This window comes from Psychroserpens sp., assembly GCF_036960315.1.
Lineage (GTDB): Bacteria > Bacteroidota > Bacteroidia > Flavobacteriales > Flavobacteriaceae > Psychroserpens.
Genome location: NZ_JBALVR010000001.1, coordinates 474,750 through 498,473 on the forward strand (window position 1 = coordinate 474,750; position 23,724 = coordinate 498,473).

A 23,724-nucleotide genomic window follows, 5' to 3' on the forward strand; every position below is an offset into this window, starting at 1 on the left:
GATGAAAACGAGAATTACATTAATTATAGCGGCTTTATTTATGGCTGCGAACTTCGGTTTTGCACAACAAGATGAAGAATGTATGCTTAACTTGTCAATGATGAACGACTACGTTAAGAGCAAAAAATTTGACGAAGCTTATGAGCCTTGGATGAAAGTAAGAAATAAATGTCCGAAGTTTAATGCAGCAATATATCAATATGGAGAGAAGATTTTAGTTCATAAAATTAAAAAATCTTCAGGAGCAGAAAAAGTAGCCTTTATAGAAGATTACATGATTCTTTTAGAAAAAGGCAGAGAGCACTACGAATCAAGATACTCTTTAGGAGAAGTTCTAGAGAAGCAAGGTATTATGATGTACGACAATAAAAAAGAGTTAGGTAAGTCTGATATGGACTTATATAACATTTTTGATAGAGGATATAAAGAAGATTTAGAGAATTTCAAGAGTACTAAAGGGTTATATGTTTACTTCACTAAAACTGTTGATATATTCAAAGCGGGTAATTTTGAACTACAAAAGGTATTTGATAAGTACGATGACGTTAATGAGCAATTAGAAAACTTAAATGGAAAATATGCTAAATCATTAAATGAGCTAATCAAAAAAGAAGAAGGTGGAGTAATATTAGCTAAAAAACAAGCTAGATATAAAAAGTACTATCAAGATAAGCTTGTGGCTAATGAAAAGATCGCTGGAAGTTTAGATACTTATATTGGGGATTTGGCAAATTGTGAAAATCTAATTCCTTTATTTAAAAAAGATTTCCCTACGTATAATAATGATGCGACTTGGTTAAAAAGAGCGGTAAGTAGAATGTACAACAAGGAATGTACAGACGATCCTTTATACATTGAGTTAGTTAAAGCTTATGATAAAACTGCACCATCAGCAGATACAAAATATTTTGTATCAACTATTTTGCGCAAGCAAGGTAAAAACAAAGAGGCAGATGGTTATATCAAGCAATCTTACGAACTACAGACAAATCCGTTTAAGAAAGCGAGACTAGCAAAGAAAATTGCTAACGATTTTAAAAAGCGTGGTAGCTATGGTTCTGCAAGAACATACTATAGAGAAGCATTAAAATTAAACCCATCAGACGGGACACCACACTTACAAATTGCAGCAATGTACGCTAAGAGTGCTAACAACTGTGGAAATTCTAACTTTAACAAAAGAGCGGTGTTCTGGTATGCTGCACAAGAGGCTTTAAAAGCTGGAAAAGTAGACCCTAATTTAAAAGGAGCGGCTAATCAAGCAGCAAACTCATACAGAGCTAACGCACCTTCAAAAGCAGAAATCTTTACCGAAGGTAATGGAGGAACAACTATTACTATTGGATGTTGGATAGGGGGAAGCGTTAAAGTTCCAAGCCTGTAAATGCGAACAAAAAGTTCACATACTAATATAGTCATAGTCACAGCAATTGCTGTGACTATGTTTTTTTCATGTAAAAACGATTTAAAGGAAGTTGAGAAAATTGGTGTACTTCAAAACCAACCTATAGGTGAAGCAAAAAACATCAATTTAAAATATACAGAAACCGAAGACTCTATTGGTAGAGTTATCGCAAATATAGAAAGTCCGAAGATGCTAGATTATTCTAACAGAGACTTTTCGTTTTCAGAATTTCCTGATGGTGTGCGCTTATCACTCTATGATGAGAACAACCAAAAAAACATTGTATTGGCAGATTATGCCATTGTCTATAATGCTACCGATTTAATTGATTTGCAAGGCAACGTGATCTTAATTACGCCACAAAGAGATAGCCTATTTGCCGAACAATTGTATTATGACCAAAAGCGTGAGTGGTTATTTACCAATCTGCCTGTGCGTTTAAAATCAGCTACTGCAAATAATGGCCATGGAGATATTTTTGACTCAGACACCAAGTTTAAAAACTACACGATTCTTGAAGGTCGAGGTGATATGATTTTAAAAGATTAGCACGTTAAGCTATAGTTGCCAAAACATCTTTATCTTTGTACCCTAATACTTAATTACTAAGATGAAAATACTTCAGTTTTTTCAATATGTTTATCTATTTTTCGCAGTTATATTTATCTATGATGGATTTGAAAATCTAGGAGAAGATGGCAATAGAGCGATCATTTCATTTGTGTTTGCAGCTTTAGCAATATTCATGTATTTCTTCAGAAAGAAGTTTAGAAATAAATTCGATAACAAGAATAAGTCGTAGGTAATGGACTTAAGCATTGTCATTATTATTGTTATGCTCTTGCTTTCGGCATTTTTCTCTGGAATGGAAATCGCTTACGTGTCTTCCAATAAAATCCATATTGAAATTGAGAAAAAGCAAGATGATTTTTTAGCAAATATCTTGACTAGGCTTACCGAAAAACCATCCAAATTTATTGCGACCATGCTTATTGGTAACAATATTGCATTGGTCATTTATGGATTTGTCATGGGTGATGTTCTGGTCAATTGGTTTCATTCTATGTTGCCATCTCAATATCAAATTATTACTTACTTACTAGACGATTTAAATTTACTAACGCAAACGATAATCTCTACAATTGTCATTCTAATTACTGCGGAATTTCTACCAAAGGTCTTCTTTCAAATCTATGCCAATTCATTCTTAAAGATATTTGCTTTACCAGCCTATATTTTCTATGTGCTCTTTTGGTTTATATCATCATTTATTATTTGGGTGTCTGATATGATTCTGAAACGTTTTTTTAAGACTGAAGGCGAAGATGTACAGCTAGCGATGACCAAAGTAGAATTGGGGAATTACATTAGTGAACAGATGGAATCGGTCGAAGAACATGACGAGGTAGATAGTGAAATACAGATTTTTCAGAATGCGCTCGAATTTTCCGAAGTAAAAGCTCGTGAAGTTATGGTGCCAAGAACCGAAATTATTGCTGTTGAGGTTAATGATACGATTAAGACTATTAGTGCCATGTTTATAGATTCTGGATTCTCAAAAATCTTAGTGTATAACGAAAACATAGACGATATCTTAGGTTATGTGCATTCATTTCAACTGTTTAAAAAGCCTAAATCTATTAAATCGGTGGCTAAGCCTGTAGTTTATGTGCCTGCAACAATGTTAGTGAAAGATGTGCTTAGCATTCTGACTAAGAAACGCAAAAGTATGGCTGTTGTTATCGACGAATATGGAGGTACTGCTGGAATTATGACCATCGAAGATATTGTAGAGGAGTTAGTAGGTGAAATTGAAGATGAGCACGATAACGTAGAACTCATTGAAGAAAGGATTGATGAGAATAATTATAAGTTTTCAGCAAGATTGGAAGTTGATTACATTAATGAGACTTACAAAATAAATCTGCCTAAAGGTGAGAATTATGAAACACTTGGCGGACTAATAGTTCATGAGGCTGAGGAAATTCCGCAGGAAAACGATAAAGTGCTTATCGGAATTTTTAAATTTACAATTCTTGAAGTGTCTTCTACCAAAATCAATTTGGTCGCTCTTCATATCCTTGAAGAAGACTAGTTTCTTGTTCGAGTTATTTAACTTTCAACGCCGTCTTCATTTTAGATTTTAAATTTAACTTTAGAAGGTTATTCACCCGTTAAACAGTGACCTTTAGCCAACATTCGACGAAACCCAATATAAATCGGTAATAAAATCATAATTCTCCTTTCATTATTTGATAGAAAATGGTATTTTCGCCCACTTATTATTCGATAAATTATACACTAAAATGGCAGTTTTAAATAAAATTAGACAACGTTCCCTGTTTTTGATTCTTATCATCGCATTAGCGTTATTTTCATTTGTACTAACAGATCTCTTCAAAAATAGTGATGCACTATTTGGTGGAGCACAAGATATAGTTGCAACTGTAAATGGTAAAAGTATCAATCAAACCGATTTTATGTCGAGAGTAGAGAACATGCAAAGACAATTAGGTCCTAATGCAACTTCTACCCAAGCAATGAATAGGGTTTATGATCAGGAAGTGCGTCGTGCAGTAATGGCTACGCAATTTGAAGAGCTTGGATTAAGTGTTGAGCAAGATCAAATGAAAGATTTGTTAAAGCAAAACTTTTCGACTTATCCAGAATTTCAAAATGAAGCTGGTCTTTTTGATGAGAATAAATTAACAGAATATATCGCTAACTTAAAGGCACTCGAAGGCGATCGAGCTCTTCTTGGTAATTTCCAGTTAAGCTATAACGATTGGGTGAATAATGAAAATTCTATAGCTATTGGAGCTCAAGAAACTTCATATTACAATATGATTAAAGCAGGTGTTAACGCCACTTTAAATGAAGCGGAGGTTGATTTCTTGTTAGAAAACTCAACAAGAGACATCAAATATGTACAAGTACCATACTCAACTATCAATGATAGTTTAGTTGATGTTACTAAATCTGATATTACAGCTTACATCAACGAGAATAAAAAGAAATTTGAAGTAGAAGCATCTCGTGATATTGTTTATGTTGAATTTAAAGAAGCACCTAGTCTTAAAGATGAAGGAGATTTAAAATCTAGTTTTGATAAATTTAGTGAAGGTAAGATAGAGTTTATTAATGGTCAAAATGATACCATTAAACCATTTGCGCAAATAAAGGCAGAAGATGTTCAAAACTATTTAGGTTTAGCAGAGTCTGATGAAAATTACACAGATTCATTTGTGAAGAAAACAGCTTTATCTGCCACATTTGCCGATACCTTGTTCAACTTAAATGTTGGAGATGTGTATGGTCCATATAAAGATAATGGAGTAATTAAATTAACGAAGATGGTTGCTGCTAGACAGATTCCAGATTCGGCTAAAGTTCGTCACATATTAATTCCGCACATTGGAGCAAATAGAGCTCCCGCAGATGCGCAGACAGAAGCTGATGCTAGGAAAACAGCAGATAGTGTTTTAAAAATTGTAAGAGCAAATCGATCAAAGTTCCCAGAATTTGTAACGGCCTTATCATCTGATGAAGGAAGTATTGAAAATGGAGGGGAATACGATTTTCACCCAATTACTCAAATGGTAAAGCCATTTAGTGATTTTGAATTCTTAAACAACGTTGGAGATATCGATGTTATACCAACACAATTTGGATTTCATATTATTGAAATATTAGATCATAAAGGGTCTTCAAAAGCTGTTAAGGTGGCTACGATTGCTAAAAAAATTGAAGCATCTGAAGAAACTATAGATAATATATTTACTGAAGCTTCGAGATTTGAAATTGCAATACAGGATGCAAGTTTCCAAGCAATGGCTGAAGAACGTAATTTGAAAGTTAGTCCAGTTAACGGAATTAAAGTTTTAGATGAGAATATTCCTGGTTTAAGTTCACAAAGAACAATGGTACGTTGGGCATTTAATGCTGAAACCAAAGTTGGAGACTACAAACGTTTTTCAATTCCTAGTGGAGGATATGCCGTAGTGCAATTGGTTAATGAAACTAAAAAGGGACTAATGAGTTCTGAAAATGCTTCTGCAACTGTTCTAAATGACATTAGAAAAGAAAAGAAAGCGAAGATGATTCGTGAGAAAATTACTGGAACAACTGTAGATGATGTTTCTAAAAATCAAAGTAGGCCTACAAATACTGCTGCTGCAGTAAGCATGAAGAGCCCAACAATTTCTGGAGCTGGTTCAGAACCTAAGGTTGTAGGTGTTTTGTTTGGTTTATCAGAAAGTGAAAATTCGGGGTTAATAGATGGTAATAAAGGTGTCTTTATGGTTCAGGTGACTAAGGTCAATGAAGCAACAAAAATAGACAACTATCAGGCTATCGCTAACCGATTAAGTACAACAAGAGTTAATGCAGCGCAAACTAAAGTATATAATGCTTTAAAAGAAACGGCAGATATCGAAGATAATAGAGCTAGATTCTACTAGTATCTATAAAAGATAGAATTAAAAAAGCTTCACTATTTGTGAAGCTTTTTTTAGTTATACCAAATAAGTAAAAAGAAACTATTTAAATGTTTTATTTTATTGCTTTATTGGGGATTTAAGATCATTTCTGAATAGGAAAGGATAGTATGGTACCCTTTTGATGTAAAATAAGAGGTTGGATTCTCATCAGAAGCTACCATAATAAAATCGCCTCCCCAAGCACCTAAACTTTTTATGCTTCCATTAAAATCATTGAATAACAACTGCTTTACAGGTTTCTGTTTTATGATTGTTGAAATGAGCTGTTCATGATCCTCCATCAGTTTTTGAAATTCAGATAATGAATCACAAGTAATCATGCGTTCGGTTATAGAATTTATGGCAGAAATTGAAGACGATACATCTGATGTGTTGGCTCTGTATTGTGCAATTCCTTCGCGACTATTTTGCTTTTGGTTTAAATGAACAAAGTAAATATGATTATGAAATGATGGACTGAAGTCCACAGTTTTGATAGATCGTTGTTGGTCATCCTGAATTTGATTCAGGATCTCATTGTTTTGTTTTCTCAACTGATATGTCAAACTCCCAAGTGCTCTTGCACATGCAATATCATATCCGCTTCCTCCAAAAGTAGCCTCAAGGAGTTGATACGGATTTATAGTTGCCCAACGTGCTATATTACTAATTAAAGTGGACGATGTGCCGAGTCCCCAATTTTTAGGGAACCCTAATTCTGTAGTTATCTTATACCCATCAGCACTATTTAAAAATTCAGGATAGAGTTCTTTAACAGCATTTAAAATTTCTAATAGTCGATGTGAAATGGGGTCGTCATTCTGAATTGGTTTCAGAATCTTATTATTTCGTAAGTCAAATTTAGTTTCAAACCACGGGTTACCATTTTCATCTAAGCTTATCCATTTTAATTGTCCACTTTCTCCGTTTTCAATATCTAATGATTGTCCATAAACTGTTGGTACAGCCAAGGCAATAGCGCCATCAAGAACGACGTATTCTCCTGTTAATAATAATTTTCCGTGACTGTAAAAGCTTTTCATTTAGCGTCTCAGTTTTTCTATTTCAGATACAACCGCACTATGCGTAACCGTATTGGTTTTAAAGTATTCAACGAGTGTTACTTTTTCTTCGGGAGTCGCTTCAAATTGATTTAAGATATTCATCAAATGCATTTTCATATGACCTTCTTGAATTCCTGTAGTCGTTAATGAGCGAAGTGCACCAAAATTTTGTGCCAATCCAGCAACAGCTACAATTTCCATTAATTCTTTTGCTGAAGGTTCTCCTAATAATTCCAGTGCCATTTTTACTAATGGATGAAGTTTTGTCAATCCACCAACAGTGCCTAAGGCTAATGGGATTTCCATTGAAAAAGTAAATATGTTATTCTCTATCTTAGCATGTGTTAAACTACTGTATTTACCATCTCGTGACGCGTAAGCATGAACTCCAGCCTCGACAGCTCTAAAATCATTTCCAGTAGCTAAAACTACAGCATCAATGCCATTCATAATGCCTTTGTTGTGCGTGACTGCTCTGTATGGCTCAACTTCAGCTATACGAACAGCTTGAACAAATTTTTCGGCAAATTCCTGGGCCGAAATATTAGTGTCTTCTGTTAATTGTTCAACCTTGCAACTTACTTCTGCTCGTACTAAACAATTAGGCACGTAATTGGAAAGAATAGACATGACAATATTTAAGTTCCCGGTTAGGCTTTTATCGGCTTCTTGTTTTAAGGTTTTGGCAAATTGCTCTAAACAGGAATTGATGAAGTTGGCTCCCATCGCATCCATAGTTTCAAAGGTCGCATGCAATTGATAGTAATTTTCAAGTACGTCAGTTTTATTTCTAAGCTCTATTTCTAAAATCCCTCCACCTCGCTTTTCCATGTTTGTGGTAAGGTGTTTTGACTGGTCAAAAAACTTTTGCTTGATAACATGACTGAAATAGATGTCTAAATCTTCAGCATTACCATCAAATGTAAAGTGAACCTGTCCAATTTTTTCAGTTGAGATGACTTCAGTTTTAAATCCGCCACGATCAAACCAGAATTTAGCGGCTTTACTTGCCGCAGCAACTACAGAGCTTTCCTCAATGGCCATTGGAATCGTGTACACCTTGTCATTAATTAAGAAATTAGGCGCTACACCAAAAGGTAAATAATAATTGGTAATGGTGTTTTCTATAAACTCATCGTGAAGCTGTTGCAGCTTTTTATCGGAATTCCAGTATTGCTCAATAACGATTTTTGCCGACTGTGGGTCACTGAAATAGTTGTTAACAAGCCAATCGATTTTTTCTGATTTCGATAATTTGGAAAACCCAGTAATGGTTTTGTTCATCTGCTAAATTTTAAAATCCGCTGACAAGAAACTGCTAACGAATGCAAAATGCAAAGATACTATTCTTGGTATTATTATTTATGCCATACCATAATATTGCATATTTAACACCTAATAGTTACTGTTTTTTGCATTATTTTTAGTAAACTTGACAATATTTTGTCAATAAAATAACTACATGAACATATTCAAATCGGTCTCACTTCTTATTTTCTTTGTAACCGCTTTAGCATCAGCACAAAATAAGGAAATCACCCTTGAAGAGATTTGGAATGAAACCTTTAGAACTGAACGAATGGATGCGCTACATTCGATGAAGAATGGACAGCAGTATTCAGTTTTAAATTTTGAAAACAGAACATCTCAAATTGATATTTACGATTACAAAACACTAAACAAGGAAAAAACGCTTGTCAATTCTGCAGATATCAATGCTATCAATAATTTTACCGACTACACGTTCAGTAACGATGAATCTAAAGTATTACTAGCTACAGATGTTGAGGCTATATATAGACGTTCTTCCCTTGGGAAATACTTTGTCTTCGATACAAAAACAAATAAAACATCATTAGTTTCCGAAGAAAAAATACAAGAACCTACATTTTCACCAGACGGAACAAAAATCGCTTATGGCTTAAATAATAACCTATATATTAAAGATTTAGCGACGGGAAAAACAAGCCAAGTTACTTTTGATGGTGAAAAGAATGAAATCATAAATGGGATTACTGATTGGGTTTATGAAGAAGAATTTAGCTTCGTTAGAGCCTTTGAATGGAATTCTGATAGCAATCAAATTGCATTTATTCGTTTTGATGAGACTAATGTTCCTGAGTTTTCAATGGATATTTATGGACAGAAGCTCTATCAAACGCAACAAGTGTTTAAATATCCTAAGGCTGGAGAGAAAAATTCGATGGTATCATTGCATATATTCGATTTGGATCTTGAAACAGTAAGTGAATTTAGCCCTTCAAAAAGGTATAACGATTTTTATATTCCAAGAATTAAATGGACTAACGATCCTTATGTCTTAAGTGCGCAGTATATGAATAGGCATCAAAATGAATTGGATGTATGGATGATTGATTCTAGAAATAGAAAAGGTGAGTTGGTATTAGCCGAAATTGATAAGGCCTATGTTGATGTGACGTTCAATCTTACGTTTTTGAAAGATAATAGCTTTATTTGGACAAGTGAGAATGATGGATGGAATCATATTTACCATTATGATAAAAGCGGAAAGTTGATTAATCAAGTCACGACTGGTGATTGGGAAGTCACGAATTATTATGGTTATAATGAGAAGTCTAAGCGTATTTTCTTCCAATCAACCGAAGATGGTTCAATTAACCGGAGTGTTTACTCTATTGGACTCAACGGGAAAAAGAAAAAGCGTTTAACAAAAAGTACAGGAACGAATTCGGCAGCATTTAGTGCAGATTTCACCTACTTTATAAATACATTTTCGAGTGCTACAAACCCTCCAGAATACACATTGAACAATTCTAAGACTGGAGATTTGGTGAAGAGTATCAAAGACAATGATAAGTTGTCTCAAAAAGTTTCTGGTTATACAACATCGCAAAAAGAGTTTAGTACCATTACTATTAATGGCAATGACTTAAACATGTGGACGATTAAACCTGCCAATTTTGATGAGAATAAAACCTATCCATTATTTATGTATCAGTATTCTGGTCCAGGTTCACAACAAGTGGCTAACAGTTGGAATGGCGCAAATGATTATTGGTATCAACACCTCGCACAGCAAGGTTATATCGTAGTTTGTGTAGATGGCAGAGGAACGGGGTTTAAAGGTGCCGATTTCAAAAAAGTCACCCAAAATGAATTAGGTAAATATGAAGTAGAAGATCAAATTGCTGCTGCAAAGCAATTGGCAAAATTACCGTACATTGATGAAAATAATGTTGGGATTTGGGGTTGGAGTTACGGTGGATTTATGAGTAGTAATGCTTTGTTTAAAGGGAATGACACCTTTTCTATGGCTATTGCTGTTGCGCCTGTGACAAGTTGGAGATTTTATGATACAATTTACACAGAGCGTTACATGTCGACACCTCAAGAGAATCCAACTGGTTATGATGAAAATTCACCAATAAATCACGTCGATAAATTAAAAGGCGATTTTTTATTAGTACATGGTACAGGTGATGATAATGTACATGTTCAAAATTCGATGCGCATGAATGAAGCTTTAGTACAAGCCAATAAGGAGTTTGATCAAATGATTTATACGGATAAGAAGCATGGGATTAGAGCAGGAAGTAATACAAGATTACATTTGTATAATAAAATGACAAAATTTATTCATGAGACCTTAGGAAAAGATCGTGAAATGGATACAGAATCGAAAGAAGAACAAGTCAAAATTAAAGGATAAAAATACTAACTAATACTTAATATATATGTCAACGACAACTTTAAAACCGCATCAAAAAGAACTTTGGGGACATCCCATAGGTTTATACGTGTTATTCTTCACAGAAATGTGGGAACGTTTTTCTTACTACGGAATGCGTGCAATATTGGTTATTTATATGATTGCACAAGCATCTCATGCAGATGGACCAGGTTTAGGTTGGACAAAACTCGAAGCGTATCAATTATATGGTTGGTATGTGATGTTGGTTTATGTTATCTCAATTCCAGGAGGTATTTTGGCTGATAAAGTTTTAGGACAGAGAAAGACAGTTCTGCTTGGAGCTATCATATTAGTTTTAGGACATGGAACACTTGCAATAGAAGCTGATTGGGCTTTCTTTACAGGATTAGCCTTAATTATTCTCGGCGTTGGTTGTTTAAAACCTAATATCTCAACAATGGTTGGAGGTCTTTATAAAAAAGGAGATATTAGAAGAGATAAAGGTTTTAGTATCTTTTATATAGGAATTAATTTAGGCTCACTATTAGCGACATCTGTAATTGGTATTGTGGTTGCAGAATGGGGTTGGCATGCAGGATTTGGATTGGCAGGAATTGCAATGCTTTTTGGTTTAATGGTATACCTTTATGGTCAAAAATATATTAAACATGTAGGAAATAAGCCTACAGTCGAAGAAAAAAAGAATGATGTTTCTTTAGTTAAACTTTTTTCAAACATATTTAAGTCTCCTGTACATTTAGTTATTTTAATAATTTTATTAGCATTATCGGTATACGCAGGTTTTACATTTGAAGGTGTCGATCATTGGGGTTATGGAGCTCTTTTTATATTTCTGTCATTAGTTGTTGGATTATTAATGATGATTTATAAAAGTTTAGAAAGTAATGTGATGAGAGATCGCTTTTTGGTGTTACTTCTCTCCTTTTTACTCGTTATTGTTTTTTGGGGAGCTTTTGAACAAGCAGGAGGATTAATGAGTGTTTATACCGAAACAAAAACAGATAGGATGTTATTTGGGTATCTAATCCCAACACCGATGTTTCAGGGGTTAAATGCTGGTTTTATTATCTTATTTGCGGTTTGGGTAGCAAATGTTTGGGCTAAGCGAAAGCTTAAAAACAAAGAAGCTTCGTCATTATTTAAAATGGCTACAGGAACAATAATTATGGGACTAGGTTTTGTGTTTATGATTTTTGCTGTAAAAGAATTTGAGGCAAACGGAAGTTCTGGAATGCAATGGTTAGTACTAGCCTATTTATTTCATACGATTGGAGAATTATGTTCTTCTCCCGTATCTCTTTCATTTGTAACGAAACTGGCGCCTATTAAATACGCGTCCTTAATGATGGGATTGTATTTTGCAGCTACCGGTCTTGGAGGAAAAGTAGCAGGGATTTTAGGTGAAAAATCTGAACACTTTGGGGAATACACTATTTTTATTGGCATTGTAGTATTTACAGTTGTTTTTGGTTTATTAGTTATAGCATTATTAAAACCACTTAAACGTTTAACTCATGGCGCAGAAGATAATGAGCGCATGATGCACACTGATGAAACTGAAGGTTTCGAATTAGCAGATCCAGACATTAATAACTAACATTTAATATAAAAACCCTTGCAATTTCATATTGTGAGGGTTTCTCTTTTCTAACTAAATATTCTTCTTATGAATACAGATATCGAAAATCTATTTAAAGACAAAGTCATTGGACATCCAGCTGGGCTGTTCGTATTATTTTTTACCGAAATGTGGGAACGTTTTTCATTCTATGGAATGCGTATTTTATTAATATATTTTTTAACGGCACCTATATTAAGTGATAACCCAGGTTGGGAATGGCCAAGAGAACATGCTTTATCTTTAATTGGAACTTATGCATCATTATTATATCTAACACCAATTGTCGGTGGTTGGATTGCTGATAAGATAACAGGCTATAGAATAGCAGTTGTAATCGGTTGTTTAATTATGACCCTTGGACACGCTGCGATGGCCTTAGAAAATACTATGTCCTTTTATTTAGGTTTAGCCCTTTTAGTGATTGGGACTGGTTTTTTTAAGCCAAATATTACATCTATTATTTCAGAAATGTACAAAGGCAAAGAATCTAAAAAAGATGGCGCATACACCATATTTTATATGGGTGTAAATGCAGGTGCGTTTTTCGGAATGTTACTTTGTGGGTATTTAGGAGAAACTTATGGGTGGTCTTATGGATTTGGTCTAGCAGGTATTTTTATGTTGTTAGGTATGTTGCAATTTTGGTTAGCTGGAAGTTTATTCGGAAGTATTGGGGCTAAACCAAGCAAAGTACACGAGGTTGAATTGTCACAAAATATAAATGAAGAAAGCCCGCAAGAACATGCAACTGAAATTAATGAAAATGAAAAGCTTAATCCTTTTACATTATTTGATAAAATATTAATCGTATTATCCTCTGTTGGTGGTTTACTTTATCTTTTTAATGATCCTTTAGAAAAAATAAGAGATATAAATATGTTGCCTTTTAATGTAGGTGGGCTAAGTGGCTCTAATGTGGTTGTTTTGACTGCCTTAGCTTTGTTTTTGGTTTTATTAGTTACAAGGATTGCTAGATATATGCCTATTGTAAGGGATAAAATTATTGCGGTTTCAATTTTTGGTTTATTCACCGTATTTTTCTTTGCTTTTTTTGAGCAATCTTTGGGATCGATGGCATTGTTTGCTGGAGACTATACAGATCGTACTTTAGAAGGCAGTGCTGGAACGATATTTAGTATTATTGACACACTTTTAACGACAATACCTTTATTTATTATTACATGGGTACTTTGGTTACTAGCTAAAAAGACTTTTTCAAGAATAGGCCTATCAAATATTATTTTAGCAATTGCATTTTTAGGATTATGGATTTTGGTAATATATAGGTTATATGTTAAACTATCGGCTGACGTTACTGAAGTAGAAGCTTCATGGTTTGCAATATTAAATTCATTCTTTATTATTACAATGGCACCATTCTTCTCGAAATGGTGGGAAAGTAAATACAATCCTAGCGCTGCTATGAAGTATGGTATCGGATTAATTCTTTTAGGTCTTGGTTTTGCCATTCTATCTTATGGGGCTTCAGATATTCCTTCTGGTGCGAAAACCGCTTCAGTGAGTATGATATTCTTAATTTTAGCATATGTGTTACATACGATGGGTGAGTTATGTATTTCTCCAGTAGGATTGTCTTATTTAAGTAAACTAGTTCCAGCTAGAATGATTGGTTTTATGTTTGGAGTCTGGTACTTAGCCATTGCAGTTGGTCAAAAAGCTGCAGGAACAATGGGAGGAATGATTGATAAAATCTCTGAACAATACTCTTTAGGGACATTCTTTTTAATATTTACACTCATACCTATTGTTGTAGGGTTGCTTTCCATATTTTTAAATCCTTTACTTAAAAAACTCATGCATGGTGTTCGTTAATCGAATAAATCCGTTAAAATAACCTGAAATGCTCCTAATTTGGAGCATTTTTTGTAAGTTCGGAACAACTTTTGCAACAAATCAGATTATGAAAAAGCTAGTTTTATTATTTGCAGTAGCGTTGATAACATCAACTTCTGCTATCGCTCAGTCACAGGAAATTAATTGGATGACTTTTGAAGATGCCTTAGCTGCTCAAAAGAAAAACCCAAAGAAAATTATGATGGATGTCTACACGAATTGGTGTGGTCCATGTAAATTGCTCGATAAGAATACTTTCCACAACAAAGACGTTGTAGCCTTTGTTAACAAAAATTTCTATGCCGTTAAGTTTAATGCTGAAGGGAATTCTAAAGTCACCTATGAAGGTAAAGAATACTCTAACCCTAGTTACAAGGAAGAACTCAAAAATCGTAGAAACGGTGTACATCAATTATCTCGCTATTTAGGTGTTAGAGCTTATCCAACTATCGTTTATTTTGACGAAAAAGGAGACAAAATTCAGCCTATTAGCGGTTATATGAAACCACAACAAATCGAGTTGTATTTAAAGTTGTTCCAAACGGATGCTTATAAAGATATCACAACTCAAGCGCAGTTTAATACGTTTTACAAAGCATTTAAACCAGTCTTTCAGGAGTAAAACAAAAGCTTATTTAATTATAAATGCTCCCTTTTTGCCTGTTTGGTGAAAAGGGAGTTTTCTTTTGATACAAGTCACTTCCCAACGCTTGATATAGGATTTGTAATTACTACCATCTGCGATAATATATTTCGGATGTATAGAATCAATCATACGCTCCAAATTGATTCTTGGCGAATTACGAAGTAATACGTAATCAGGTTGAAATGAATTGACATTATACACGCCTAAACTATCAATTACGAGTAAGGTTTTATTCTGAAACTGATAAACCGATTTTAAAGAATCACGATTAATCTTATTGATAAAATTCCCGACGGAATAATTACTAACGACTCTATCATTTGATGCCGTAATACTATCTAAATTATGATAAACGTTCAATTCTGAATGCATTTTATGTGCGATTATACTATATCTGCTTTTATGAAAGATGGTAAACGAATTGTTTGCGTTTCTATATTCTGAAGCCATCCAAACGCCTTGAATCAATAGTATTGAAATTAAAACTAATGATATACGCCTAAAATTTATTTTTTTAAACATCAAAACTGATGTAATGATTAATACATAAGACGTGATAACATGCGATACATCAAATGAAATGTCTTTTAATAAAAATGTTTCCTGATGAGATACCCAGCCAACGACCGAATTCATCAAACTAATGATGTTTCCGAAGAGATTTGCAAGAAACTCGGGAAGCGCATTGAACAAGGCTAAAATAATAATCAAAATGCCTAAACCTAAAATGATACTTAGAAAAGGAATAATCGCTAGATTGGACACGAAAAACAAACCAGGGAATTGGTGAAAGTAATATAGACTTACCGGAACTACACCGAACTGAGCTGCTATGGTCACTGTAAATATCTGCCAAAAGTAATCTATTATCTTCCATTTTGGTTGCCATAATTTATATAGGATTGGCTGGATACTTACAATAGCTAAAACGGCTAGATAACTCATTTGAAAACCAACATCAAATAAAAACATCGGTTTAAATAAAAGTAGAATAAAAACTGAAATTGCAAGTGTGTTGTAAATGTTGGTCGCTCGTTTCCAATGCAGTGCTATGGCGACAATACTAAACATCGTCACTGCTCTTGTTACCGAAGCTGAAAGCCCAGCAATTATTGCAAACGACCACAGTAGAATGAGAATGAGACCAACTTTGATGAGTTTGCCATGTTTTAGACGTTCAATTGGCTTTAAAGCAATATTAAGTAGCAACAGAATAATACCAACATGTAAACCTGAAACCGCCAAAATATGTATGGCTCCAGCATTAGCATAACGTTGATAAATGTCCTTACTCATATCCTGTCGTTGCCCAAGAATTAGAGCATTAATGATGGCTAATTCTTCGGCTTTGAAATTGTAAGTGTTTAGCTTTTTGTTGATTTTATCTCGCAACCTTGCTGCATAACCAAACACCGTATGTTGTTGTGATTCAAGTTTTAATAGTGAATGCTGTTCTGCATATAGTTGATGGTAGATATATTGCTTCTCTAGATAGGTTTTATAATTAAATTGATTCGGATTTAGAGGTCGATGTACTGGTTCAAAACTTGAATACATCAATAAGACATCATCAATGTTATATCTATTCTGCAAACTGTCTTTTGCAATATTCAATAAGGATTTTCCAGTAACAGATTGGCTGTCTATAGTAATGAGATCCACAACATATTTATTATTATATGTTGTTGGTTTTAAGCGTTCACGAATTTTGAATGTCAATAAACGTGGTTGATTGCTTTCTGTATCTATTAGATGCGTGTAATGATTCGAAACGTTTTTTTTGTCGTGTAATTGATGTGTCAGTATACCAAGACACATCATGAATATATATGAGATGAGACCAAACCAAATGGTCTTTTTTAATTGACGATTAGCGATCAGATATATAGCAAACAATACTATTAAAACAGTTACGATCGTATAAAACGAGGTATTAAGATTGAGACTTATATAATAGGAAAGTAATATGCCCGCAATGAGGCAAATCGTTAATTTGATTATCGTAAAATTAAGAGGTTTCATACTCTCAATATAGTAAATAATCTATATATAGTAAATAAACTACATCATTCGTCTTGCTTGCACATAAGCTTGGTACCAATAGCGTTCAGATAATCTGGAAGTAATTACGCCTTTACTTGTTGTAGAATGAATAAACTCGACATAGCCAGGTCTTACCTTAGCGACAATACCAACATGGTTAATCTTGCGGCTATTCTTTTTGGTTGCAAAAAACAACAAATCGCCTTCTTGGACTTCCTTCACATCAATCCATTCACCGCGTTTTGATAAATCGCCTGTCGTTCGTGGTAATGCAATATCTTCTTTGCTGAATGCTGTCACAACCAGTCCAGAGCAATCTATACCTCTTTTGGTGATTCCGCCATATTTGTAGCGAGTGCCTTTAAAAGTTTTTGCGTAGTCAATAATATTCTCTATAGTTTTTGATGATGCTTTGGATGGCGTAGACTTTTTAGTAGCCGTTTTTGTAGTTCTGCCCTTTTTGGTAGCAACACTTTTTGCGGATTTACAATTTGTAAAGCAGACACATAAAATGAGAAGCAGGATAATTTTTTTCATAAAGTAGGAAATAATGCTTAAAAGTATATATTTCTGATAGTTTAATGTGCCAATAACGTTTGGGTTTTTAACAATCTTATTTACAACTTTCAAAAATGAGTTGTGCTGCCTTATCACTGGCACCTTTTCCACCTAATTTTTTTTCTAAATCGTAGTACTCAATAAAGAATTTGATGCGCTGGTCATCATCAAGAATATTATGCAATTCTTTTTTAAGACGTTTCGTATTTAAATCCCCCTGAATCAATTCTGTCACGACTTCGTGATCCATAATTAAATTGACTAGCGAAATGTATTTAAGTGTAATAATACGTTTGGCAATTTGATAAGAAATCGCATTGGCTTTATAGCAGACTACTTGCGGCACTTTAAATAAAGCTGTTTCTAAAGTTGCAGTACCAGAAGTGACCAACGCAGCAGTTGAAACACTTAGTAAATCGTAAGTTTGATTCGATATAAAAGCCACATTATTTTGTTTTATAAATGGCTCATAAAAACTATACTCCTGACTTGGAGCACCAGCAATTACGAATTGGTATTCTGAAAAACCATCAACCACACTAAGCATAACGCCTAACATTTTAGTGATTTCTTGTTTCCGACTTCCAGGAAGTAGGGCAATTATAGGTTTATCAGTAAGGCCGTATTCTTCTCTAAATTTAAACTCATCAACTTGAGTCCTGTCGGCAATGGCATCAATTAATGGATGACCAACAAAATGAACGTCATAATTGTATGTTTTATAAAACTCTTTTTCGAACGGAAGAATCACATACATTGCATCAACATCACGTTTAATTTTTTCAACACGACTAGCTCTAGATGCCCAAACTTGTGGCGAAATGTAATAGTGCGTCTTATAGTTTTTTTCTTTTGCCCATTTGGCGATTCGTAGATTAAAACCAGAGTTGTCAATAAAAATGATGACGTCAGGTTGATAACTATCAATATCATTTTTGCAAAATTTGATAAGGCCTAGAATTTTTCTGAGGTTAAAAATAACTTCAGCAAAACCCATAAATTGACGCTCTTTGTAATGTTTTACTAATGTGCCACCAACTGCGTGCATTAAATCGCCTCCCCAAAATCTAATTTCAGCATTTACATCTTGTCGTTGTAAGGCTTTCATAAGATTGGAACCATGTAGGTCTCCAGAGGCTTCGCCAGCAATGATATAATATTTCACTTTATATAAATCTGATGATTAATGTTATAATAGCAACAATAACAGTTGCGATAAGTACACCTTGTGCTCGTGCGTCTTCTTTTCTTCTTAAAAACAGGAAAAAGGCGCCTAGATTTAAAATCGCTCCCATACTTACTAATTTAGTAAAAACACCTTGACTAAGGGCAATTTGTAGTGAATCATTTAAAGAATTCCCTTTTCCGAAGAGCAACAGCACTAAAAGTAACCCGATAGCACTAGCTAACAGGCCAGTAACAATGCCTATAATTATATTTTTATTTTTCATTTAAGTTCCATGTGTTTAAATATTGAATGCTTTGATGTGCCGTCAAATCAAATTGAATTGGTACAAGTGAAACATAACCATTAGCCAGAGCCCATTCATCGGTGTCTTCGCCATGATCTAGGTTTACGAATTTTCCGGTGAGCCAGTAATAATCCTTACCATACGGATTTTGACGTTTATCAAATTCTTCCTCCCAATTGGCGCGTGCTTGTCTACAAACTTTTATGCCTTTAATTGCTTTTTTTTCCAAATTAGGGAAATTCACGTTTAAAACGGTCCCATTGTCCAATCCGTGTTTTAAAACGTGTTCAGCTATGGTTTTCACATACAACTTGCAATGCTCAAAATTAGCGCTCCAATTATAATCGCAAAGCGAAAAACCAATCGCTGGAATACCTTCAATACCAGCTTCAATCGCAGCACTCATGGTTCCCGAATAGATAACATTGATAGAAGAATTCGAACCATGATTAATTCCAGAAACACATAAATCGGGTCTTCTATTCAATATCTCTTTAACACCAAGCTTAACACAGTCTGCAGGTGTGCCAGAGCAGCTGTATTCTTCTTGTGGTCCATCATCAATAGTCACCTTTTCAATATGAAGTGTTGAATTTATCGTTATGGCATGTCCCATTCCGCTTTGAGGGCTATCTGGAGCGACCACCACAACATCTCCAATGGTATTCATGACCTCGATTAAAGCTCTTACACCTGGAGCTGTAATTCCGTCATCGTTGGTTACTAAAATAAGAGGCTTTTCTGACATAAAATATCTTTATTTAAAAGAGTTACAAAAATAGGTAAACACGCTTGAAAATCCTATAAATACAGGTTTAACAAAAATTTATTAGCTTGCTTTTTTATTGGCATGGTTTTTTCATTTACTTTAGTAGAAATTATGTAAATAATCTACAGTGTAATTTAACACCTAATTAATTTGCTGTTAATTGCATTTTACATTAATAAAATATGAGAAATATGATGAAGAGGAATTATAAACTGCTGCTATTAGTATTGCTTTTAGCCTTTGCTTCTTGCGGCTTTACTGCGAAAAAATTTGAGGACCCAAATAAAGATAAACTGTTAATACAGTTAATTACATATGTTCTACAAGAAGGGCATTTCGATCCACAAGATATTAACGACAATTTTTCTGAAGCTGTTTTTACAGACTATTTGGAACAATTGGATCCTTTTAAGCGTTATTTCTATGCTTCAGATATCAAAGAATTTGAAGTTTATAAAACGCAATTAGACGATCAAATAAAAGCGTATGATGTTTTGTTTTTTAATATAACGCATGAGCGTTTATTGCAACGTATTGAAGAATCTAAAGGCATTTATAAAGATGTATTATCAGATTCTTTTGATTTTTCAACTGCTGAAGAGTTTTCTACAGACTATAAAAAATTAGTATATGCCACGTCGAAAAAGGAAATGAAAGAGCGTTGGAGACAACAGCTTAAATTTTCTACGATTGCTAATTATGACGATTTGTTGAGTGATCAAGAATCTATGTTAGCTTCTGTGGAAGAAAAAATAGAGGAAAGTGAAGTGAAATCTAAAAAAGAAATAGAAGCCGAAGCAAGAGAAGATACGCAAAGATCTCTAGATGAGCTATATGATTTTATTGATGACAGACAACGTAAAGATTGGTTTGCGGTTTATATCAATGCTATTGTAGAAGAGTTTGATCCACATACATTCTATTTTGCTCCAGAAGATAAAGATCGTTTTGATGTTGCAATGTCAGGTAACTTCGAAGGTATTGGTGCAAGGCTTCAGAAAAAAATGGATGCTATTCTCGTAAACGAAATCATAAGTGGTGGTCCAGCTTGGAGGCAGAATAAACTAGAAGTAGGTGATCAAATCATGAAGGTGCGCCAAGAAGATGAAGAGGAAGGTATTAACATTGTTGGTATGCGATTAGATGATGCCATCAAGTTTATAAAAGGTCCTAAAAGCACAAATGTGACATTGACTTTAAAAAAAGTAGATGGTACCATTGAAGATATTACGATTACAAGAGACATTGTTGAGTTAGAAGAAACTTACGCAAAATCATCAACAGTTATTAAAGATGAGAAGAAATTTGGAGTTATTAATTTACCAAAATTCTATGTAGATTTCGAAGACTATAATAAAAGAAATGCCGCTTCAGATATCAAAAAAGAGATTGAAAGATTAAAAGCAGAAGGTGTTGAAGGTTTAGTTCTCGATTTAAGAAATAATGGAGGAGGATCACTCCAAACCGTTGTAGATATGGGTGGATTATTTATCGAAGATGGCCCAATTGTTCAGGTTAAAACAGCTGGTGAGCCTAAAGAAGTTCTAAAAGATAGAGATAAAGGCATCGTTTGGGATGGTCCTTTGGTGATTTTGGTGAATGAACTATCTGCTTCAGCTTCAGAAATATTAGCAGCTGCTATGCAAGATTATAAAAGAGCTATTGTTATTGGGAGTAAGCAAACCTACGGGAAAGGAACAGTGCAAAACGTACTTGATTTAAACCGAATGGTGAGACAAAATAGTAATGGAGATATGGGAGCCTTGAAATTCACAACTCAAAAATTCTACAGAATTAATGGAGGTTCTACCCAATTGGAAGGTGTGAAAAGTGATGTTGTCGTTCCAGACCGTTACAGCTATATCAATATTGGTGAGAAAGATCAAGAGAATCCGTTAGAATGGGATAAAATAGACCCTGTTGATTATAATCTATGGGGAAGTTATTACGACTATGATACCACCATAGCTAAGAGTAAAGAGCGTATGGCAGACAACGAACAATTAAAGTTGATAGATGCTAATGCGCAATGGGTTAAGAAAATTAGAGATCGAGAGATTTACTCTTTAAATTATGAAGATTATAAAAATGCATTAGAGATCAATGAAGAAGAATCTAAGCGCTTTGAAAAGCTTTCAGATTATAAAACAAACTTATCGTTTGAATCTTTGCCTTATGAGGTCGCATTGATGAATAAAGATTCAATTCTAAAAGAAAAAAGAAACCGTTGGCATACTAGTTTAAGTAAGGATGTTTATATCGAAGAAGCACTTAACGTGTTGAACGATTTAAAAATGACTTACAAAATCAAAAAAGTAGCGACGACCGTAAAAAATTAAAATGAGCAATAACAGTGACTCATTAAGACAATTGGCGCTCCGAAAGTTTAAGAAAAACTTTTGGGGCGTTTTTAGTTTTTGGGCGGTAGTCATCATTGGATTTGTATCACTTTTTGCTTATGCAATTGCTCCAGATGATTCTCGAAATGCCAATCAAATGCATTTGTCAATCCATTCGCAACGCCCAGGATTTAAAGTTCAAATGCTCCATCTTCCTTCTGAAATTGATAATAATCAGTCGTTCTTTTCTGAATTAATGTTTGGTAAGACAGATGCTGATATTGAAATTCCTATTTCAGAGTATACTATCACTGATGATATACTAAATTATACCGAATATGCTACAGATGGTTTAATAGGTGTTAATAAATCAATAGATTTAAATACCTATCCAAATAAGGATGAGGTTTATGTTAAAGAAAAAACATTTCTCTTCGGAACTGATAAATATGGTCGAGACTTATTGAGCAGAATTTTAATAGGTTCTAGAATTTCATTTTCTATTGGCTTTATAGCTGTATTTATTTCTCTGATCATCGGTATTTTTATGGGAAGCATTGCAGGTTATTATGGAGGAAAAGTAGATGCTTTTATTATGTGGATTATAAACGTCACGTGGTCTATTCCAACGTTGCTCTTGGTAATTGCCATTACATTGGCTTTAGGTAAAGGGTTTTGGCAGGTCTTTATAGCTGTTGGCTTAACTATGTGGGTTGAAGTGGCTAGAGTTGTGAGAGGGCAAATTATAAGCGCAAAAGAGATGCAATATGTGACTGCAGCTAGAGCTTTAGGGTTTAATGATTTTAGAATTATTACTAAGCATATTTTGCCTAATATCATGGCGCCGATTATTGTGATTTCAGCAGCGAATTTTGCAGCGGCAATTCTTATAGAAAGCGGATTAAGTTTTCTTGGTATAGGTGCGCAACCACCAATGGCAAGTTGGGGAGCAATGATAAAAGATCACTACAATTATATTATTTTAGGAAAACCTTATTTAGCCTTAATTCCAGGGTTGTGTATTATGATTTTAGTAATGGCGTTTATGTTGATTGGTAATGCTTTACGCGATGCTTTGGATGTGAAGTCTTAATAGAAACCAAACGAATTTTATAGATTGTTTTAAAGTTTATGAGGTGTAACTATCGCATCGCTTCTATTTCGGTATTGGTATCCGTTATATATTTTAAGACCTCGTCTCTACCAACGGCTTTTGAGGATGAAGTCACAAAGTAATTTGGTAGGTCTTCCCATGTTTTTAATAGTTCTTGACAATACGCTTCCACATTGCGTTCAATAGCCATAGGTTTTAGCTTATCTGCTTTAGTAAAGATGATTGAAAACGGAATCTGGTTAACCCCTAAATACTCCATAAACTCCAAATCGATTTTTTGAGGTTCGTGTCTTATATCTGCCAAAACAAATGCAGAAACTAGTTGTCGCCTTTTTTCGAAATAGTTGGTAATAAATTTCTGAAATTTTCGTTTAGCAGTCTTCGAGACTTTTGCATAACCATAACCTGGTAAATCCACCAAAAACCATTCTTTATTAATTATAAAGTGATTGATAAGTTGAGTTTTTCCAGGTCTTCCAGAGGTCTTTGCTAAATTTTTATGATTAGTAAGCATGTTGATTAGAGAAGACTTTCCAACATTACTACGTCCAATAAAAGCATACTCTGGTATCTGATTATTAGGACATTTGTCCACATCAGAATTACTAATTACAAATTCAGCAGTTTTGATAAGCATTTGTTTTGATTTAAGAAGTTTCAGAAGTAT

19 protein-coding genes are annotated in these 23,724 nt (G+C 34.1%); 11 read left to right on the top strand and 8 right to left on the bottom strand.

Features of this window, described 5'->3' with window-relative positions:
• The first annotated feature begins 1 nt into the window (after position 1).
• The 5 genes from V7719_RS02085 (at position 2) to V7719_RS02105 (ending at position 5,865) form a co-directional block, all read left to right on the top strand.
• Entirely contained in the window at positions 2 to 1,384 is a 1,383-nt protein-coding gene (locus V7719_RS02085; protein WP_335728198.1) for a tetratricopeptide repeat protein, read from the top strand.
• The gene (gene lptC, locus V7719_RS02090; protein WP_335728199.1) at positions 1,385 to 1,954 is read left to right on the top strand and encodes an LPS export ABC transporter periplasmic protein LptC; all 570 of its coding nucleotides are present in this window, start codon (positions 1,385 to 1,387) and stop codon (positions 1,952 to 1,954) included.
• A 61-nt stretch (positions 1,955 to 2,015) separates the two neighbouring features.
• Positions 2,016 to 2,207: a hypothetical protein gene (locus V7719_RS02095; RefSeq protein WP_335728200.1), complete on the top strand. Its 192-nt coding sequence runs from the start codon at positions 2,016 to 2,018 to the stop codon at positions 2,205 to 2,207.
• 3 nt (positions 2,208 to 2,210) lie between these two features.
• Complete coding sequence (locus V7719_RS02100) at positions 2,211 to 3,500, top strand: hemolysin family protein (RefSeq protein WP_335728201.1); 1,290 nt, start codon at positions 2,211 to 2,213, stop codon at positions 3,498 to 3,500.
• Positions 3,501 to 3,711: 211 nt separating this feature from the next.
• A complete protein-coding gene (locus tag V7719_RS02105) occupies positions 3,712 to 5,865 on the top strand; it encodes a peptidylprolyl isomerase (protein WP_335728202.1) in 2,154 nt (717 codons plus the stop codon).
• A 104-nt stretch (positions 5,866 to 5,969) separates the two neighbouring features.
• On the opposite strand, the gene V7719_RS02110 is transcribed toward V7719_RS02105, so the two are convergent.
• Both V7719_RS02110 and V7719_RS02115 read right to left on the bottom strand, forming a co-directional pair.
• Positions 5,970 to 6,926: a GYDIA family GHMP kinase gene (locus V7719_RS02110; RefSeq protein WP_335728203.1), complete on the bottom strand. Its 957-nt coding sequence runs from the start codon at positions 6,924 to 6,926 to the stop codon at positions 5,970 to 5,972.
• On the bottom strand, positions 6,927 to 8,231 hold the full coding sequence (locus V7719_RS02115; protein ID WP_335728204.1) for a hydroxymethylglutaryl-CoA reductase, degradative: 1,305 nt from the start codon (positions 8,229 to 8,231) through the stop codon (positions 6,927 to 6,929).
• A gap of 178 nt (positions 8,232 to 8,409) precedes the next feature.
• Here V7719_RS02115 and V7719_RS02120 point away from each other — a divergent pair, with 178 nt between their 5' ends.
• The 4 genes from V7719_RS02120 to V7719_RS02135 all read left to right on the top strand — a co-directional run bounded on the left by V7719_RS02120 (position 8,410) and on the right by V7719_RS02135 (position 14,738).
• Positions 8,410 to 10,638 (top strand): S9 family peptidase, encoded by a 2,229-nt coding sequence (locus V7719_RS02120; protein WP_335728205.1) that lies wholly within the window; start codon positions 8,410 to 8,412, stop codon positions 10,636 to 10,638.
• A 25-nt stretch (positions 10,639 to 10,663) separates the two neighbouring features.
• A complete protein-coding gene (locus V7719_RS02125; protein WP_335728206.1) occupies positions 10,664 to 12,238 on the top strand; it encodes a peptide MFS transporter in 1,575 nt (524 codons plus the stop codon).
• A 69-nt stretch (positions 12,239 to 12,307) separates the two neighbouring features.
• Positions 12,308 to 14,095 carry a peptide MFS transporter gene (locus V7719_RS02130; protein WP_335728207.1) on the top strand — a complete coding sequence of 596 codons (1,788 nt, stop codon included), beginning with the start codon at positions 12,308 to 12,310 and terminating at the stop codon, positions 14,093 to 14,095.
• A gap of 85 nt (positions 14,096 to 14,180) precedes the next feature.
• On the top strand, positions 14,181 to 14,738 hold the full coding sequence (locus V7719_RS02135; protein ID WP_335728510.1) for a thioredoxin family protein: 558 nt from the start codon (positions 14,181 to 14,183) through the stop codon (positions 14,736 to 14,738).
• A 9-nt stretch (positions 14,739 to 14,747) separates the two neighbouring features.
• Here the strand turns inward: V7719_RS02135 and V7719_RS02140 are convergent, their stop codons facing one another.
• From V7719_RS02140 to surE, 5 genes are all read right to left on the bottom strand, one after another.
• Positions 14,748 to 16,784: a ComEC/Rec2 family competence protein gene (locus V7719_RS02140; protein ID WP_335728208.1), complete on the bottom strand. Its 2,037-nt coding sequence runs from the start codon at positions 16,782 to 16,784 to the stop codon at positions 14,748 to 14,750.
• Positions 16,785 to 16,823: 39 nt separating this feature from the next.
• Complete coding sequence (locus tag V7719_RS02145; RefSeq protein WP_335728209.1) at positions 16,824 to 17,342, bottom strand: C40 family peptidase; 519 nt, start codon at positions 17,340 to 17,342, stop codon at positions 16,824 to 16,826.
• 76 nt (positions 17,343 to 17,418) lie between these two features.
• Positions 17,419 to 18,528 (bottom strand): lipid-A-disaccharide synthase, encoded by a 1,110-nt coding sequence (lpxB, locus tag V7719_RS02150; protein ID WP_335728210.1) that lies wholly within the window; start codon positions 18,526 to 18,528, stop codon positions 17,419 to 17,421.
• Position 18,529: 1 nt separating this feature from the next.
• Positions 18,530 to 18,814: a hypothetical protein gene (locus tag V7719_RS02155; protein ID WP_335728211.1), complete on the bottom strand. Its 285-nt coding sequence runs from the start codon at positions 18,812 to 18,814 to the stop codon at positions 18,530 to 18,532.
• Positions 18,804 to 19,583 carry a 5'/3'-nucleotidase SurE gene (surE, locus tag V7719_RS02160; protein ID WP_335728212.1) on the bottom strand — a complete coding sequence of 260 codons (780 nt, stop codon included), beginning with the start codon at positions 19,581 to 19,583 and terminating at the stop codon, positions 18,804 to 18,806. Before surE ends, V7719_RS02155 begins: the two co-directional genes overlap by 11 nt.
• Before the next feature lie 215 nt (positions 19,584 to 19,798).
• Here surE and V7719_RS02165 point away from each other — a divergent pair, with 215 nt between their 5' ends.
• Positions 19,799 to 21,943 (top strand): carboxy terminal-processing peptidase, encoded by a 2,145-nt coding sequence (locus V7719_RS02165; RefSeq protein WP_335728511.1) that lies wholly within the window; start codon positions 19,799 to 19,801, stop codon positions 21,941 to 21,943.
• A gap of 1 nt (position 21,944) precedes the next feature.
• A complete protein-coding gene (locus V7719_RS02170) occupies positions 21,945 to 23,036 on the top strand; it encodes an ABC transporter permease (RefSeq protein ID WP_335728213.1) in 1,092 nt (363 codons plus the stop codon).
• Positions 23,037 to 23,085: 49 nt separating this feature from the next.
• Here V7719_RS02170 and yihA read toward each other — a convergent pair whose 3' ends face one another.
• A complete protein-coding gene (gene yihA / locus V7719_RS02175; protein ID WP_335728214.1) occupies positions 23,086 to 23,694 on the bottom strand; it encodes a ribosome biogenesis GTP-binding protein YihA/YsxC in 609 nt (202 codons plus the stop codon).
• Between the last annotated feature and the right edge of the window lie 30 nt (positions 23,695 to 23,724).